Genomic DNA, 14,470 nt, shown 5'->3' with positions numbered 1-14,470 from the left:
GTCATGAGCAGCAGGATGATCCGGATGCCTCATCGGTTGAGCACACCCCGGTCGCAGGCAGGACGAGTTCCACCTTGCTCGCAGCCGTCATATCGTCGTCCAGCCACGCCGAAATCGAGCGCACCTGCTCGTAGCCGGTCGCGAGCAGGAACGTCGGAGCGCGGCCGTAGCTCTTCATCCCGGCGATGAAGAAGTTGGGTTCCGGCTGCTGCAACTCGGCGAAACCGTGAGGGGCGACGGTCCCGCAGCTGTGCAGATTCGGGTCGATCAGCGGCGCGAGTCGACGGGGCGCCTCGACGATCTCATCCAGCTCAAGCCGAATCTCGCGCAGCATGTCAAGATTCGGTCGGAACCCTGTCGCGTTCACCACGATGTCGGCGTGGATGCTCTCGACACCGCCGGCGCGGCTGCCAATGACGACAACGCCTCCGTCCGAGCCGGCGAGGCGCACGATCTCGAACCCGTCGATGCGGTCGATCGCCCCGGAGGCGATCAGCCGTTCGACGCGCTGACCCAGCGATGCCCGGGCGGGGAGTTCGTCGTCGTCCGAGCTGGATACCCGCACGGCCGTGCTGTTCCGGATGACCCACGTGACAGTTGTCCCAGATTCCTCCCGTGCGAGTTTGGCGAGATTGATGAGGGTGTTTGCGGCGGAGTGGCCGGCACCGACGACCACGGTGTGTTTGCCGGCGAACCGTTCCCGTTCGGCGCCCAGGACGTCAGGCAGGGCGTGACTGATCCTGTCGGCGACATCCGCGTAGCCCAGGGGAACCAGTCCGTTCGAGCTGAGGCTGTTGGGGTTCCCGTAGGTTCCGGAGGCGTCGATCACGGCCCGCGCCGTCACCTCCGACACGTCCGCCCCACTGTGAATACGAAGGACGAAGGGGGTGCTCGCTCGCCCGGTCGACCGGGTGCGATCCATGCCCTCCCGCGAAACCGACTCCACCGTGACTCCGAGTCGGGTGCGGGATGCGATCGGCTCGAGCGCGGCGAGCGGCGTCAGATAGTCGTCGATGATGGCGGCGGCGTACGGCGCAACGCCGGCTTGCGGTTCCTTCCACCCCGTGGGTTCCAACAATCGTCTGGCGGCCGGGTCGACGAGGTGCTCCCACGGAGAGAACAGCCGGATGTGACGCCAGGCGTTCATGCTGGACGCGATTGAGTCGCCGCTTTCGTAGATGACGAAGTCGATGCCGCGCTCGACCAGGTTGGCCGCGGCCGCGAGCCCGATCGGCCCGGCGCCGATGATCGCGACAGGCAGGCTGTCCAGCCGGGACGAACGGCGAACCGTGGGCGTGAGGTCGAGCAAAGTCATGACTACTCCGGCTTTCTGTATATCGACGGATCTCGATGAACTGAGTATGACAACCTATATCGACAGTTGTCAATATCCCGTATGCTGTGGTCGTGTCCACAATCACCCTGCTTCCTGTCACCGACGTCGCGGCCTGCTGCGCCCCATTGACGCGCGAGACGCTCAGCCCCGAAAACGCCGACGGCCTGGCGCGAAGCCTCAAGGCATTGGCGGACCCGACTCGACTGCGTCTGATCTCGATCGTCGCGGCATCCGAAGGTGAAGAGGCCTGTGCCTGCGACCTGACCGAGCCTGTGGGCCTGAGCCAGCCCACCGTGTCACACCACCTCAAGGTCCTCGTCGACGCGGGTTTCCTCACCCGCACGCAGAGAGGGACGTGGGCATATTTCAAGCTCGTACCGGGTGCACTCGACGCCGTTTCCCGCCTGCTGATCAGCGCGTGAAGCGTTCCGCGCCCGCCTGGGCACGCTCCTCTCTTGCCGAGTTCCTGGGCAGCGCCCTTCTCACCGCGCTCGTTATCGGTTCAGGTATCGCCGCAAGCAATCTGTCGCCGGGAAACACCGGCCTTCAACTCCTCGAAAACGCCTTCGCAACCGCCTTGGGCCTGTTCGCGCTGATCCTCATCTTCGGGCCGGCCAGCGGTGCTCACTTCAATCCCGTTGTCTCGCTCGCTGACGCCGCCCTTGGCTACCGCCCCTGGCGCGACGTCGTCTATTACATACCGCTTCAGATCCTCGGATGCATCGCCGGTGCGGTCCTTGCCAACAGCATGTTCGGCGAGCCGACGACATTCAGCGCAACCGACCGGATGACGGGGCCGCACTTCCTCGCCGAGATCGTTGCCACCGCAGGCCTTATCCTCGTCATCTTCAGCCTCGCCCGTACCGGCCGTTCGACACTGGCGCCAGCGGCCGTCGGCGCTTACATCGGCGCGGCATACTTCTTCACGAGCTCTTCCAGCTTCGCCAACCCCGCGATCACCATCGGCCGGACCTTCAGCGACACCTTCGCCGGCATCGCGCCGACCTCAGTCCCTGGCTACGTGGTCGCCCAGATTGTCGGACTGGTGATCGGACTTCTCGTGATCACGGTGCTCTACCCGCGCGCGGACTCCCCCGATACCCCGGTCGGCGATGGGCGCACCGTTCTGGTCAGCGCGGACACCAGCCCGTCGGCGTGACGCAAACCGATGGCCGAATGACCTCGCCGGTGCCTCAGAGGTAGGGCGCGAAGTCGAGTTCCTCGAACGCGGCCACTTCGTTCGCCCAGCGCGTGGTCACGAAGCGCTGGTGATCAGGATGCTCGTTGTAGGCGGCGTACGCTCCCTCGTCAGTGAACGTCATCGCGAATTGGAACTGATAGTCGCTCTTCGGACTCACCTGTCGAGACACGGTGAAGTCTTGTACCCCGGGGATGGCACGCAGTGCGTGAGAACCCGACGAGAGGAACTCGGCCTCCTGCTCAGACCCGGCAGGGTGAACGAGAGTGAACGCTACGGTGTGACGGATCATGCGATCAGACTATCGATCCCCGACGCAGTGTGACGCCGGCACCAGTCAGCCCAGTCGCACACCCGCGGCCCTGTAGATCATGTCGACACTGTCCATGGTCGAGACAGAATCATGCCCCTCGGTCGGCAGCAGCTCGCCGGTCGCGATGCCGGACAGAAGCGCCTCAAGCTGGTGATCGTAGGTACTCCGACCGGCGACGGTTTCGGTCCGCTCGATGCCGTCGATAGTGTACGAAATGCTGTGACCCTTGGACGGGAACACCACTCCGCTGACGCGAAGCTCACCCCGCTCGCCGACCACCCGAAGCCAGTTCTCGAAGTCTGCAGACATGCTTGCCCGGACAATGCCGGTCACACCGGAAGGAAAGGCGAGCTCGGCCTCGATCGACTCATCGGCGCCCGCCGGGTTGAGTGTTGCGACAGCTGTGGCGCCAACGGGCTCTTCGTCCAACAGGTTCCGGATGCCATGGAGTGGGTACACACCCAGATCCATCAGCGCGCCGCCCCCCAGCGCGGGCTCATGACGCAGAGCCCCTGGCGTGAAGGGGTTACGCGCGAGGAATACCCCTTCGACGCTGATCAGACGCCCCAGCATGCTCGCGAGAACTTTCGTCCGGGCCGCGAGCGGGTGGTAGTGATCGTGAAACGCCTCCACAAGACGCCGACCGGTTGCTGCTGCTGCGTCTGCCATCATTCGGGCTTCCGCTCCGTTCACCGCGAACGGCTTCTCGCACAGCACATCCTTCCCCGCCTGAAGCGCCGCAATCGACCACTCGGCGTGCGCGGATGGCGGAAGTGCCACGTACACAAGGTCGATGGCGGGGTCTGCCAGAAGCTCCTCGTACGAACCATAGGCCGTTGCGATGTCATGCTGGCGCGCGAAGTCACGTGCGCGTTCGATCCCGCGAGAGGCGATCGCGGTTACCGTCACATCGGTGCGCCGGCGAGCGGGATCGATGATCGCTGCTGGGGCGATGGCAGCTGCACCGAGAATGCCGACTTTCAACATGATGACTCCTTCAGAATGAGAGATGGGTAACCGTGCCGACTTGTCACGCCAGATCGATCGCGCCCAGATTTACGCCAGGTCGCAACACAACATCGTGCACTCGCGGAGACGATCCAGTATTGCGCAATCGCCGAACGGGCGGACAATCTGACTCGGCTACCCCGACGCGTCTTGCGTCAGGCGGCAGCCCGAGCTGGCTCATGCTTCAAAGGTTCCCGCGGCATCACGCAGAAACTGCATGACTTTTTCCTCTGGCACCTCACACGGTCTGAGAATTGAGCCCTCAGACGTCACCCACACGTTTGCGCCGAGATGCTCGTTGCCGCCGAGACGCTCAGCATCGAACGAGATCGTCTTGCCGCCCGCACGCGTGGTCCGCGTGATTCCCCAACCTCGACCCGCGATCTGCACACGGGTCCATCCCTCGGGTATCGCCCGGATCAGCGCTGCGAGCTCGTGATCCGGTTCTACATCCATGTGTCCATCCTCACCCGCGAGAGAGACGATCCCTCATTCTGGTTGTGCCCACCGTCAACACGCCGCTGAACTCCGAAGCTCCCCATATGAGTCGATGATGCCAACAAAAACCCTCGCCGAAGCGGAAGGTTCGGTGCGTTTCTGGTCACGCTCCAGAAGTTCTCTCGCCAATGCTTGACCGGCCTGAGGCTTGATCGCAGGACGAGCGCAATGCAGAGCCGATGACCGCAGCGGACGTTTCGAACAGGGCGGTCCCGAGGAGGGCACGGACGACGCCAGGGTCACCCAAGGTCGTCAAGACGCTGTGTAAAGAGTTCGGCCAGAACGAGAGCTGCCTGGGTCTCGGCCGGGCGTTCGGCGACCCCGTGGCCGAGGACGGACTGAATCCGCTCAAGCCGGTTGATGAGTGTGTTGCGGTGCAGAAAGAGCCGCTCGGCAGCCGGAGCGATACGCATCCGGGTATCGAAGAAAGTCCGGAGCGTCTGGCGCATCTCGGCCATTTCAGGGCTGTCAGTGGCGAGTCCGCGAAGCTCATGTTGAACGAACCAGCGGGCGCGTTCCTCGTCCCGGCTGAGGACGATCGCCAAGGCGGCGTCGCCGTAGGAGACTCCGCCTTTGTTGCCCAGACTGGCAGCCAGCCACAGCGCATCGGATGCTTCCAGGTAAGTCCGCCGAAACCCGTCGGCGCCGGGATGGGATTCGCCAATGCCAACCAGCAGCGACGAAGGGACGTGTAGATCCTCAACTCGAGGTGCCCGCCCGGGGAGATCTGTGGTGACCCAGAGGTGAACCTTCCCTGCGTTCGTTTCATAGCGCAGCATTCGATCGCTGCCGACGAACCGAGTGAACAAGTGCACGACGCCGTCCAGGATTCGCCGTTCGACCGCACCTCCCGGAGGTACTCCGATGGCACAACTGAGGTGCCAGCCGATCAGCGGAATCCGCAGCAACCGGGTGGCTGCATCGGCGTCCACGGGCCCTCCCGCCACCAGCGATTCGATCACGCTTCGACTGCGAACCTGTTCGGCCAGGTAGACCCGTCGGCGCTCGTCGACGATCGCGTCGGTCGCAACGCTGATCCACGAATCCATTGCCCCGGTGACGGATGTCGCCAGGCCAGGCACGAGGCGGATGCCGTCTGGGCCGGCGTCCACGGCGGCGTCTATGAGGAGCGAGAGCCACTCACGCTGCATGCGCCGCAATGCCTGAGTGATGTCCGACAACGGGATATCCCTCGCTACGATATCTTCGGCAATCTGGCGATCGATCGTCCCTGTGGCGGCTGGCAGCTCATCCTCGCCGGCAATGCTGAGCAGGGTTGTGGTCAATACGTGCCGGGCATACGTCCGAATCAGCGGCCACGGTGCGAGCGAGTCGTGAATCTGCCCGTGCAGTGCGCCAAGAGACTGTTCCACCGCCCCGGCAACCCACCGGGTTGCGCCGTCTCCGAGTCGGGACCGCAGCTGCTGGACCTCAGGTACCGCCAGAGAGGCCGGTCCGAGGTCACCGTCCCAATCCAGCGAGGAAATGATCTTCGCCACCGAGTCTGCGGTAGACACGCGGTCAGTCTAGCCCCAGGGATGCAGAGTGCACAGAAATGCGTCCACGGCCGCGACAGAACGCACGATGACCCGAACGCCCCTTCACGGGATGGTTGATGTGTCGCGGAAATGCCGCGGCAGTCCAATGAAAACCAACGTGATCTGGAGGTCACTTTTATGTTCGAACACAATGTCATCGCCGTCTCTTTCGAGGACCGCAGCAATGCGTACCAGGCACTCAGCGAGCTCAAGCGCGCCGGACTCGACGGGCGAGTTGAGGTGCTCGCTGCGAGCATCGTCACCCGCGACGAGCAGGGCCGATTCGACACCCCGGAGGGAGACGATGTCGTGGGTGGGGCCGCCACATGGGGAGGCAGCCTGATCGGGCTCATGCTCGGCGTCATCGGCGGCCCGATCGGAATGCTGTTCGGGTGGACCGGAGGCCTGCTGGTTGGAGGGGCCTTCGACATCCGTCGTGCGGACCGCTCAGACAGCGTGCTCGGCGAGATCAGCCGCTCCATCCCACTCGGCGGAACGGCCGTCGTCGCAGAGGTCAACGAGTACACCGTCGAAGTCATCGACAAGCTGATGACCGAGCAGGGCGGGGCCGTGTACCGCCGTTCCGCAGATGTGGTCCTCGCCGAGCTCGAGGCGGCAGAGGACGCCTACGCGAAGGCACAGGAGGAAGCCGATCGGGCAGCGCGCGAACAGCGCAAGGCTGAGCGCCGCAAGAAGGCCGAGGAACAGAAGGCGGTCATCAAGGAGAAGCTCACCATCCACTGAGCCGGGCGAATCGGGGCACCGAGCGTACCGCGCGGTGCCCCGATCGCCGCGACTCTCCGGCAAAGACGAGCAGTTTTGATCGGTTGGCCCAGAGCATCCGCCAACCAGGAGCGAAGGATCTTATGGAAACCGAACGAGATACGCGTGTCACCGATGCCCCCGGAGGCACCGGGCCGACGCGAATGACGCAGCACGCCCGGGAGGCGCTTTATGCGTCCATCAGTGGCGTCGCCACTCTGTTGGTCATGATGCCGTCGTCTGAGGCGTTCACCGGGCGCTCCGCCGCGAGCAGTCTCCTCGGCACCATGGGTGGCCTGTTTGCCGCAGGCCTGGTCGCCGACACGATCGCACACGCCAGCGAAAGCGGAGGGGCAACACGGCGCAGCACGATGCGTCGCATCCTGGGAGCGTCGACCCGCGCCCTGGAAATCACCGTCGTGCCCGCCATTCTTCTGCTGTTCAGCGACACCGGCATCTGGAGTCTGAAGACGGGTCTGACGCTCGCGATTGCGACTCTCACCGTCACCCAGCTCGCGTTGGTTCTCTGGGGCTTGCGCGGGAGCGTAACCACGAAGTGGCAGAAGTTGGGTTTCCTGCTGCTCCAGCTGGCCGCGGTCGGCGGAGTGGTGCTGCTCAAGGTCTTCGTCCACTAGCTCACACCTCGACCACTCGAAACGACGGAGAATCATGCCAACACGTAGTAGGTCACTCTGGAGCGGCGGGCTCGGGCGCGCCGCGACCCGCGGGGCGCAGGTACTCCTCGTCAGCGTCGTCGTCGCGGCACTGCTCTGGCTGATCAGCCGCCTGGCGGTCGTCACAGTACCTTTTGCGCTTGCCCTCATTCTCGCGGCAGCGTTCGCACCGTGGATGAAGTGGACACAGCGACGCCAGCTCCCGCCCGCCATTGGCGCTGCGCTCGCGCTCGTGTTCCTTCTCACCGTGATCACCGGCGCGCTCGTCTACGTCGTAGCGTCCGCCAGCCAGGAATGGCGCGAGCTTACGCTCAAGAGCCAGGACGGCTTCCAGCGCATCGTGGCCTGGTGGCAGGCTCTGCCTTTCTCTCTGGACCGGCGTCTCCTGGACGACGTCACCGAGCAGATCAGCGGTTTCGTCACGAGCGCCGAGTTCGGGTCCGGAGCACTGGACGGAGTCGGCGCCGTGAGCGAAGTCAGCGCCAGCGTCGGGATCACGGCGATCGTCCTCTTCTTCCTCCTCAAAGACGGCCCGCTGATATGGGAGTTCGTCCTCCGACCTTTCGAGGGAATCGCCTACGACCGCGCAGAGCGCATCGGGCGCAAAACCGTCGCCGTTTTCGGGGGCTACATCTCCAGCACAGCCGCCGCTGCACTGTTCGACGCCTTGGGAATCCTCATCGGTCTATTTCTTCTGCGGGTCCCCCTCGCGGTACCCCTCGCGATTCTCACCCTCCTGCTCGCCTTCATTCCGATCATCGGAGCCGTGAGCGCGGGTGCAGTCGCAGCGCTTGTAGCCCTCGTCAGCAACGGACCGCTCACCGCGGCACTAGTCGTGCTCATCGTCGTCATCGTCAACCAACTCGAAGGGAACGTCCTGAAGCCGATCCTGATGGGAAAGACGGTCAACCTGCATGCGTTCGTCGTCCTGGGAGTCATCGCGGCGGGCACGGCCATCGCCGGAATAACAGGAGCCCTCCTCGCCGTCCCACTGACCGCCGCCGCCTGGGGCATCGTCAACGTGTGGGACGGAGACAACACCCCCGCACACTGGGCGCGCCCGAAGACCCGCGATCGGCCGGCGCCGGCCCCAAGTGGGACACTGCCACCCTCTGTGGCGGGCGATTCCGTCGTAAATTCTATGCCGGAGGCGTCAGCGGCCGGTCACGGTTGACCCGCCGAGAACATCCCCCAGCATCGGTCCGCGATGTCCTTCCCGGCCTGCGCGCTCGACTTCCAGTGGGTCCGGGGCCGGGTCACCGTCCGGCAGAAGAGCAGGTGCTTCCCGCTGCTCGACCATGGCGCCCTTTGCTTCCTTCTTGAGCAGCTTCTTCGCAGCTTTCTCGACGAGGACCGGAACGAAGTCACGGACTCCACCCTCGCCGAACTGCCGGTGCTCCTGCTCGACGACCTGCGCGATGTGGTCGCGCTCGAGAGTTGGAAACCGCTCGGCCAGACGGTTGATTACCTGGTCAATTGCTTGAGTTTCGTCGAGCTCGCTCATGGGGACATTCTCGTGGGTCGGCGCTCCCCCAGCAACTGATTCGACGTGAATTATTGCATCGCGCAATGGATAGCGCCGTCAGCTTGCTGCGCCGTAGCGCGGCCGGGCGCCCTCGCACAAGAAGAGACAACCAACGAGCGGAGTCGCCTCAATTTTCGGCGCTCCACTGGCTCGAGCCGTCGCGACGGCGGCGCCCCTCACTTTTCTGAGGTTCGAGCACGTTCAGGACGCGGTAGTCGATGACGCACCAGCTTCGCTCCGCGATATCGACGGCGTGATCCTCCCCCGCGGCTATATCGAACATTCCACGGACCTGGACCTGTCCGCGGACTCAGGGCGCATTCTGGTCAAGCCGAGGGGATTCTTGGCGCGTTTCTGGTCACATCTTCCATGGGGCGCACGATGAGGCAGGTGCTTGATGCGGTGGCGAGGAGCCGCCCGTCGGCATCGCGAAGGTCGGCCTCGACGAAGGTCGCGTTCCGCCCGCCCTTCGTCACCCAGCCGTGTGCGGTGACAGTGCCGGTGTCAACGGTGACCTGCCGAAGGAACGAGACCTTGAGCTCGAGGCTCGTGTACCCGACGCCAGCCGGCAGCGTCGAGTGGACGGCGCAGCCGCATACCGAGTCGAGGACGGTGGCGAAGAAGCCGCCGTGGACGGAACCGATCGGGTTGTAGTGTGACTCATCGGGCTCGGCGGTCATGACTACGTCGCCTTCCTCGACGCTCACGACGCGCAATCCGACGTGGCTGCTGATCGGCGGATCCGCGACATCGCCAACGGCCATTGCTCGGAGGTGCTCGATTCCCGACCGCGAGAACACGGTCCCGGCGTCGCGTTCCGCCGGGTAGTACTCGAGTGTCTTCAGACGAACCTCGGAGTCGGACATCGCATCTCCTTCGAAACGGTCGGTGGACCTCAGGCGGGCAGGATCGCCTGGATCTGGTCGGCGATCTCGTCGATGATCTCGTCGACTGATCGCCCAGCGTTGGCGGTGGCGGCCATACTGATGAACATGATGGCGGAGACGACATGGGCGAGGGTGCGCGCGGTCTCAACGGACACGCGCTCCTTCCGCGCGATGACTTGCGCGACAAGCTCCTCCGTCTCACTCGTGAGGCGGAGTGCTTCGCGGTGATGCGGCTCCCCTGGATCACCGAAGACGATCTCGCGCAGGTAGGTGCGACCGTTGTCGATCTGTTTGCGGTTGCATTCGACAACGGGGCGAACGACGGCCAGAACCCCGTCGAGCACACCCGCGGCTGCTGCGGCACCTGCCCTGCCCTGGTCGAGCGCTACGGCGTAGGCCGAGTTCTGCACGAGTAGCAGCAGCTCGCCTTTGGTTTTGGCGTAGAGGAACAGCGTGCCGGTGCCAATGTCTGCGCGGTCGGCGATTTCCTGGGTCGTGACATCGTCGACGCCACGAACGGCGAAGAGTTCCCCGGCCGCAGCGGTGATCCGTTCGAGCTTGTCGAGTTTGTTGCGCTCGCGCCGGCCCAGCGATTCGATCTCGACGGCCATTTGTGTCCTTCAGGAATAGATGTTGACTATGCTCAGTTATGAGCATAGTCACTGTTGTGTGGGCTCGAATACGTTCAGGCTCATTATCCCACGCCGGTCAAAGACACCGAGTTCTTTGACCGAGGGCGGTGGCGGACGCTACGAACACCTAAGGATCGACTCCATGACCTCTCCATCCCTTTGGCAGCCCTTCACCCTCGGCCGGGTGGAGTTGCCGCACAGGCTCGCTCTTGCCCCGATGACCCGGAACAGGGCGGAAGCAGACGGCACGCCCAGCGACCTCGTCGCGGAGTATTACGGGCAGCGCGCCTCGCTTGGGCTGGTCATCACCGAGGGGACGCAACCATCGGAAGACGGCCAGGGGTATCTGAACACACCCGGCATCTACACCGAGGAGCACATAGCCGGTTGGCGTCAGGTCGCGGACGCCGTGCACGCTGGCGGCGGCTCGCTCTTCATCCAGCTGATGCACGTCGGACGGATGTCGCACCCTGACAACACCCGGCATCACCGCGAGCCGGTCGCCCCATCTGCGATCGCCCCGGGACAGGAAATGTTCACCGCGAGCGGCCCCCAGTCGATCCCAACGCCACGAGAGCTCAGCATCGAGGACATTCAGGCCACCATTGGGGAGTTCCGTCACGCCGCGGCGTCGGCGATCTCCGCCGGCGCGCAGGGCGTCGAGATCCATGGCGCCAATGGCTACCTTCTCCACCAGTTCCTCTCCCCCAACGCGAACCACCGCACTGACGCGTATGGCGGGTCCATCGAAAACCGCTCGCGCTTCACCATCGAAGTCGCCCAGGCAGTTGCCGACGAGATCGGCGCCGACCGCGTGGGCATCCGCATTTCCCCCGCAATGCCGCTCGGCGGACTCGACGAGGGCGATACCGAGAGCGTGCGTGCGCAGTACCGACAGTTGGTCGGTGCACTCGCACCGCTGAACCTCGCCTACCTGCACGTCCACCATGTCGGTGACGACGAGCTCCTGCGTTCCTTCCGCGAGGCATGGCCGACCGCAGTCCTCGTCGTCCGGTACGGCCGCACCCGTGAGCAGATCGCCGACGACATCGAAGCCGGCCTCGCCGACATCAGCCCTCTCGGCCGTTTTGCCCTGGCGAACCCCGACGTCGTCGACCGCCTCCGGACCAACGCCCCGCTGAACGACGTCGACCCTGCCACGGTCTACAGCGGCGGCGCCACCGGCTATACCGACTACCCCGTCCTGGCCCGAGCCTGACTGGTTTGACCGCCCGCCCTGGTCCCGAAAGACCGGGGCGGGTCGCACCCCTTCTCACCCCGCCACCTGAAATACCACCGACAGAAAGTTCATGATCATGCCTTCACTTAATGGAGCAGTCGTCCTCGTCACCGGCGCGAACGGCGGCATCGGCACCCACTTCGTTCACGAAGCTCTCGCACGCGGTGCGGCCAAGGTGTACGCAACCGCACGCACCCCCAGAGCCTGGGATGACGAGCGCATCGTGTCCCTGGCCCTCGACGTCACCGACTCGGCGTCGATCGCGGCGGCAGTCACCGCCGCGCCGGACGTCACCGTCCTCATCAACAACGCGGGCGTGTCAGTTTCGACCGCAGGCATCCTGTCGCACAGCGATGATGAGATCCGAGCGAACGTCGAGACGAACTTCCTCGGCCCGCTCTTCCTGGCTCGAGCGTTCGCCCCGATCCTGTCGGCGAACAACGCATCCGCGATCATCGACATCCACTCCGGCCTGAGCTGGTACGCCGTCGCCGGAATCTACAGCGCCACCAAGGCCGCCTTATGGTCAGCGACCAACTCGCTCCGGCTGGAACTCGCACCGGCAGGAGTTCACGTCGTCGGGGTGCACGTGGGCTACGTCGACACAGCGATGGCAGCGAACGTCACAGTTCCGAAACTCGAACCGGCCGTCCTCGTGGCCAAGGTGTTCGACGCGACGGAAGCGGACGAGTACGAAGTGCTCGCAGACGACACCTCCGTGCAGCTCAAGGCCGCGCTGAGCGCGCCGCTCGAAGCGCTGTACCCGGAACTCGCCAGGACCGCCGAGTAACTGAGACTCATGTTGGCGCCGCGACCGATCACTATTCTCGGCCGCGGCGCCACCGCCTGCCAGGGCTCCCGGAGTCCAGTGACGGCATCGCCGCCCAGGAGAGGATGCGGGCTCAGCGGGTGAGGAACTCGACAGCGACCGGCGCGAACTGCTCGTGGTACTGGAAGATGCCTCCGTGACCGGAGTTCGGGTAGATGATCAGCTCCGAGCCGGCGATTCGCCGGTGAAGGTCCTCGGAAAGCACGGAAGGCACCATACGATCGTTGTCGCCATTCGCGATGAGCGTTGGCTGCGTGATCTTCGCGAGGTCTGACGGAGCCGAGCGGCCGAAGCGTTGAATCGCCTTGAGCTGAGTCTGAAATGCCCTTGTGCCGATCGCCGCATCTCGGTCGACGGTGCGCTCGGTCAGACGTTTGACGAAGGCCTTGCCCGCACGCTTGCCCTCGGTATCGCGATTGAAGAAGAGGAATTCCTTCGGATCGGAACGCGTCACCGTGGCCCGGAGGATGTCCCAGTAGGTGGTGCCGACGACCTTGTCCATGTCCTTCCCGCCGCGCGGGCCGGTGCCCGTGAGGATGAGCTTACGGACGAGGTGCGGGTGCTTCACGATGAGGTCTTGCGCGATCATGCCGCCCATGGAGAAGGAGAACACGTCGATAGTGTCGTGGCCGAGCGCGGTGACGAGCTCGTACGCGTCGTCGGCTGCTGCCTCGAGGGTGTTCGGCACGTTGCCGCTGGAGGCGCCGACGCCGCGCTGGTCGAAGGTGATGACGTGGCGGTGCTGGGCAATGGGATCGATGATGCGGGGATCCCAGTTGTCGAGCGTCGCAGCAAGGTGGACGAAGAAGACGACGGGGATGCCGCCCTTCGGACCGAGTTCCCGGTACGCGTAGGTGACACCCCCGGCCGTGATGGTTTTCGCCGGTGCGTGCGCGTAAGACGTGACCGTTGGTTCGTTTGAGGTTTTGCTCATGATGATGCTCCTTGCGTGTTGAGTGAGACTGAGAAGAACTGACGTTGGTGAGTGCGGGTCGATCAGGGATTGCTGACCACGGCTTTGCCGCGGACGCCGCCGGTCGCCAACGATTCGAGGCCCTGGACGGTTTCGTTGAAGGGGTAGACGCGTCCGACGATGGGACGGATGGCTCCGCGATCGATGAGCGCCGTGATCTCGCGCAGCTGATCGCCGCTCGCGTGCATGAGGAGGAACTGGTAGCTGACGCCGAGTCGCTTTGCCTGCTTCCGGAGCTTGCTGCTCAGCGCGGTGATCGCGATCCGCAGCATGGGGTTGAGGCCGGCTGCTCGGGCGAAGTCGGGCGTGGGTGGTCCGGAGATGCCGATCGCCTTTCCGCCGGGCCGCAGAATACGGAGGGATTTCTCGAGGTTCTCGCCGCCGAGGCTGTCGAGGACGAGGTCGTAACCGCTGAGCACCTGCTCGAAGTCGTCGCTTCGGTAGTCGATCACATGATCCGCGCCGAGCTCGCGGACGAAGGCGGCATTCGATGCGCTGGCCGTGGTCGCCACCTGTGCGCCGAGCTGCTTCGCAAGCTGGATCGCGATCGACCCGACTCCGCCCGCTCCGGCGTGAATGAGTGCTTTCTGGCCCGGTTGCACGTCGCCGAGCTCGACGAGCGCCTGCCAGGCGGTCAGCGCGACCAGGGGCAGAGAACCCGCCTCCTCCATGGTGGTTGAACTCGGTTTGAGCGCGACATCGCCTGCGTCGATGGCGATCCGTTCAGCGAAAGTGCCAATGCGGTGGTCCCGGGGTCGTGCGTACACCTCGTCACCCGGCTTGAAGCCACGCACGCCGGCGCCGACGCGGATGACGGTACCGGCAACATCGTGGCCGAGGATGATCGGCAGCTTGTACGGCAGAATGGGCTTGAACTCGCCGGCCCGGAGCTTCTCGTCGAGTTGGTTGAGTCCCGCGGCCTGCATGCGGACGAGGACGTCGTGCTCGCCGACGATCGGTTCTGGCATGTCTGCCGCGTGCATTGCGGTCTTGTACCTCGAGAGGATGAACGCTCTCATGGGGTGATGCTCCTTAAGGTCCGGTGTCGATGTCGTTG

At 64.5% G+C, this 14,470-nt stretch carries 17 protein-coding genes; 7 read left to right on the top strand and 10 right to left on the bottom strand.

Going from position 1 to position 14,470, the window contains the following annotated elements:
* Window position 1: 1 nt before the first annotated feature.
* Window positions 2–1,315: an NAD(P)-binding domain-containing protein gene (locus AC1M2K_RS11935; protein ID WP_480241152.1), complete on the bottom strand. Its 1,314-nt coding sequence runs from the start codon at window positions 1,313–1,315 to the stop codon at window positions 2–4.
* 92 nt (window positions 1,316–1,407) lie between these two features.
* On the opposite strand from AC1M2K_RS11935, the gene AC1M2K_RS11930 reads away from it, so the two are divergent.
* Window positions 1,408–1,758, top strand: a complete 351-nt coding sequence (locus AC1M2K_RS11930; RefSeq protein WP_480236920.1) for a metalloregulator ArsR/SmtB family transcription factor — start codon at window positions 1,408–1,410, stop codon at window positions 1,756–1,758.
* On the top strand, window positions 1,755–2,495 hold the full coding sequence (locus tag AC1M2K_RS11925) for an MIP/aquaporin family protein (RefSeq protein ID WP_480241151.1): 741 nt from the start codon (window positions 1,755–1,757) through the stop codon (window positions 2,493–2,495). Before AC1M2K_RS11930 ends, AC1M2K_RS11925 begins: the two co-directional genes overlap by 4 nt.
* 34 nt (window positions 2,496–2,529) lie before the next feature.
* Here the strand turns inward: AC1M2K_RS11925 and AC1M2K_RS11920 are convergent, their stop codons facing one another.
* The 4 genes from AC1M2K_RS11920 to AC1M2K_RS11905 form a co-directional block, all read right to left on the bottom strand.
* Window positions 2,530–2,826 carry a Dabb family protein gene (locus tag AC1M2K_RS11920; protein WP_480241150.1) on the bottom strand — a complete coding sequence of 99 codons (297 nt, stop codon included), beginning with the start codon at window positions 2,824–2,826 and terminating at the stop codon, window positions 2,530–2,532.
* A gap of 45 nt (window positions 2,827–2,871) precedes the next feature.
* The gene (locus tag AC1M2K_RS11915; RefSeq protein WP_480241149.1) at window positions 2,872–3,834 is read right to left on the bottom strand and encodes a Gfo/Idh/MocA family protein; all 963 of its coding nucleotides are present in this window, start codon (window positions 3,832–3,834) and stop codon (window positions 2,872–2,874) included.
* A 198-nt stretch (window positions 3,835–4,032) separates the two neighbouring features.
* The gene (locus AC1M2K_RS11910; RefSeq protein ID WP_480236924.1) at window positions 4,033–4,311 is read right to left on the bottom strand and encodes a hypothetical protein; all 279 of its coding nucleotides are present in this window, start codon (window positions 4,309–4,311) and stop codon (window positions 4,033–4,035) included.
* A gap of 281 nt (window positions 4,312–4,592) precedes the next feature.
* Window positions 4,593–5,870, bottom strand: coding sequence for a PucR family transcriptional regulator (locus AC1M2K_RS11905; protein WP_480241148.1), 1,278 nt, complete (start codon window positions 5,868–5,870; stop codon window positions 4,593–4,595).
* Window positions 5,871–6,029: 159 nt separating this feature from the next.
* Here AC1M2K_RS11905 and AC1M2K_RS11900 point away from each other — a divergent pair, with 159 nt between their 5' ends.
* The 3 genes from AC1M2K_RS11900 to AC1M2K_RS11890 all read left to right on the top strand — a co-directional run bounded on the left by AC1M2K_RS11900 (window position 6,030) and on the right by AC1M2K_RS11890 (window position 8,501).
* Window positions 6,030–6,635, top strand: a complete 606-nt coding sequence (locus tag AC1M2K_RS11900; protein WP_480241147.1) for a DUF1269 domain-containing protein — start codon at window positions 6,030–6,032, stop codon at window positions 6,633–6,635.
* 182 nt (window positions 6,636–6,817) lie between these two features.
* Entirely contained in the window at window positions 6,818–7,288 is a 471-nt protein-coding gene (locus tag AC1M2K_RS11895) for a hypothetical protein (RefSeq protein WP_480241146.1), read from the top strand.
* Window positions 7,289–7,322: 34 nt separating this feature from the next.
* Complete coding sequence (locus AC1M2K_RS11890; RefSeq protein WP_480241145.1) at window positions 7,323–8,501, top strand: AI-2E family transporter; 1,179 nt, start codon at window positions 7,323–7,325, stop codon at window positions 8,499–8,501.
* On the opposite strand, the gene AC1M2K_RS11885 is transcribed toward AC1M2K_RS11890, so the two are convergent.
* From AC1M2K_RS11885 to AC1M2K_RS11875, 3 genes are all read right to left on the bottom strand, one after another.
* Complete coding sequence (locus tag AC1M2K_RS11885; protein ID WP_480236929.1) at window positions 8,481–8,831, bottom strand: three-helix bundle dimerization domain-containing protein; 351 nt, start codon at window positions 8,829–8,831, stop codon at window positions 8,481–8,483. The genes AC1M2K_RS11890 and AC1M2K_RS11885 overlap by 21 nt on opposite strands.
* A gap of 347 nt (window positions 8,832–9,178) precedes the next feature.
* Entirely contained in the window at window positions 9,179–9,718 is a 540-nt protein-coding gene (locus AC1M2K_RS11880) for a PaaI family thioesterase (protein WP_480241144.1), read from the bottom strand.
* 29 nt (window positions 9,719–9,747) lie between these two features.
* Complete coding sequence (locus AC1M2K_RS11875; RefSeq protein WP_480241143.1) at window positions 9,748–10,350, bottom strand: TetR/AcrR family transcriptional regulator; 603 nt, start codon at window positions 10,348–10,350, stop codon at window positions 9,748–9,750.
* 163 nt (window positions 10,351–10,513) lie between these two features.
* On the opposite strand from AC1M2K_RS11875, the gene AC1M2K_RS11870 reads away from it, so the two are divergent.
* Both AC1M2K_RS11870 and AC1M2K_RS11865 read left to right on the top strand, forming a co-directional pair.
* Window positions 10,514–11,590 carry an alkene reductase gene (locus AC1M2K_RS11870; protein WP_480241142.1) on the top strand — a complete coding sequence of 359 codons (1,077 nt, stop codon included), beginning with the start codon at window positions 10,514–10,516 and terminating at the stop codon, window positions 11,588–11,590.
* A 97-nt stretch (window positions 11,591–11,687) separates the two neighbouring features.
* Window positions 11,688–12,401: an SDR family oxidoreductase gene (locus tag AC1M2K_RS11865; RefSeq protein ID WP_480241141.1), complete on the top strand. Its 714-nt coding sequence runs from the start codon at window positions 11,688–11,690 to the stop codon at window positions 12,399–12,401.
* A 112-nt stretch (window positions 12,402–12,513) separates the two neighbouring features.
* Here AC1M2K_RS11865 and AC1M2K_RS11860 read toward each other — a convergent pair whose 3' ends face one another.
* Window positions 12,514–13,374 (bottom strand): alpha/beta fold hydrolase, encoded by an 861-nt coding sequence (locus AC1M2K_RS11860; RefSeq protein WP_480241140.1) that lies wholly within the window; start codon window positions 13,372–13,374, stop codon window positions 12,514–12,516.
* 62 nt (window positions 13,375–13,436) lie between these two features.
* Window positions 13,437–14,432, bottom strand: a complete 996-nt coding sequence (locus AC1M2K_RS11855; protein WP_480241139.1) for an NADP-dependent oxidoreductase — start codon at window positions 14,430–14,432, stop codon at window positions 13,437–13,439.
* Window positions 14,433–14,470 lie beyond the last annotated feature (38 nt).

It is taken from the genome of Mycetocola sp. Y171 (assembly GCF_056713165.1).
The sequence above is the reverse complement of the archived record's forward strand: the minus strand, read 5'-3'. Positions and strand labels throughout refer to the sequence as shown.

Coding starts and splice junctions, on each gene's coding strand:
- AC1M2K_RS11935 (WP_480241152.1), bottom strand. CDS start 1,315: ATGACTTTGCTCGACCTCACGCCCACGGTTCGCCGTTCGTCCCGGCTG.
- AC1M2K_RS11920 (WP_480241150.1), bottom strand. CDS start 2,826: ATGATCCGTCACACCGTAGCGTTCACTCTCGTTCACCCTGCCGGGTCT.
- AC1M2K_RS11915 (WP_480241149.1), bottom strand. CDS start 3,834: ATGTTGAAAGTCGGCATTCTCGGTGCAGCTGCCATCGCCCCAGCAGCG.
- AC1M2K_RS11910 (WP_480236924.1), bottom strand. CDS start 4,311: ATGGATGTAGAACCGGATCACGAGCTCGCAGCGCTGATCCGGGCGATA.
- AC1M2K_RS11900 (WP_480241147.1), top strand. CDS start 6,030: ATGTTCGAACACAATGTCATCGCCGTCTCTTTCGAGGACCGCAGCAAT.
- AC1M2K_RS11895 (WP_480241146.1), top strand. CDS start 6,818: ATGACGCAGCACGCCCGGGAGGCGCTTTATGCGTCCATCAGTGGCGTC.
- AC1M2K_RS11890 (WP_480241145.1), top strand. CDS start 7,323: ATGCCAACACGTAGTAGGTCACTCTGGAGCGGCGGGCTCGGGCGCGCC.
- AC1M2K_RS11885 (WP_480236929.1), bottom strand. CDS start 8,831: ATGAGCGAGCTCGACGAAACTCAAGCAATTGACCAGGTAATCAACCGT.
- AC1M2K_RS11880 (WP_480241144.1), bottom strand. CDS start 9,718: ATGTCCGACTCCGAGGTTCGTCTGAAGACACTCGAGTACTACCCGGCG.
- AC1M2K_RS11875 (WP_480241143.1), bottom strand. CDS start 10,350: ATGGCCGTCGAGATCGAATCGCTGGGCCGGCGCGAGCGCAACAAACTC.
- AC1M2K_RS11870 (WP_480241142.1), top strand. CDS start 10,514: ATGACCTCTCCATCCCTTTGGCAGCCCTTCACCCTCGGCCGGGTGGAG.
- AC1M2K_RS11865 (WP_480241141.1), top strand. CDS start 11,688: ATGCCTTCACTTAATGGAGCAGTCGTCCTCGTCACCGGCGCGAACGGC.
- AC1M2K_RS11860 (WP_480241140.1), bottom strand. CDS start 13,374: ATGAGCAAAACCTCAAACGAACCAACGGTCACGTCTTACGCGCACGCA.
- AC1M2K_RS11855 (WP_480241139.1), bottom strand. CDS start 14,432: ATGAGAGCGTTCATCCTCTCGAGGTACAAGACCGCAATGCACGCGGCA.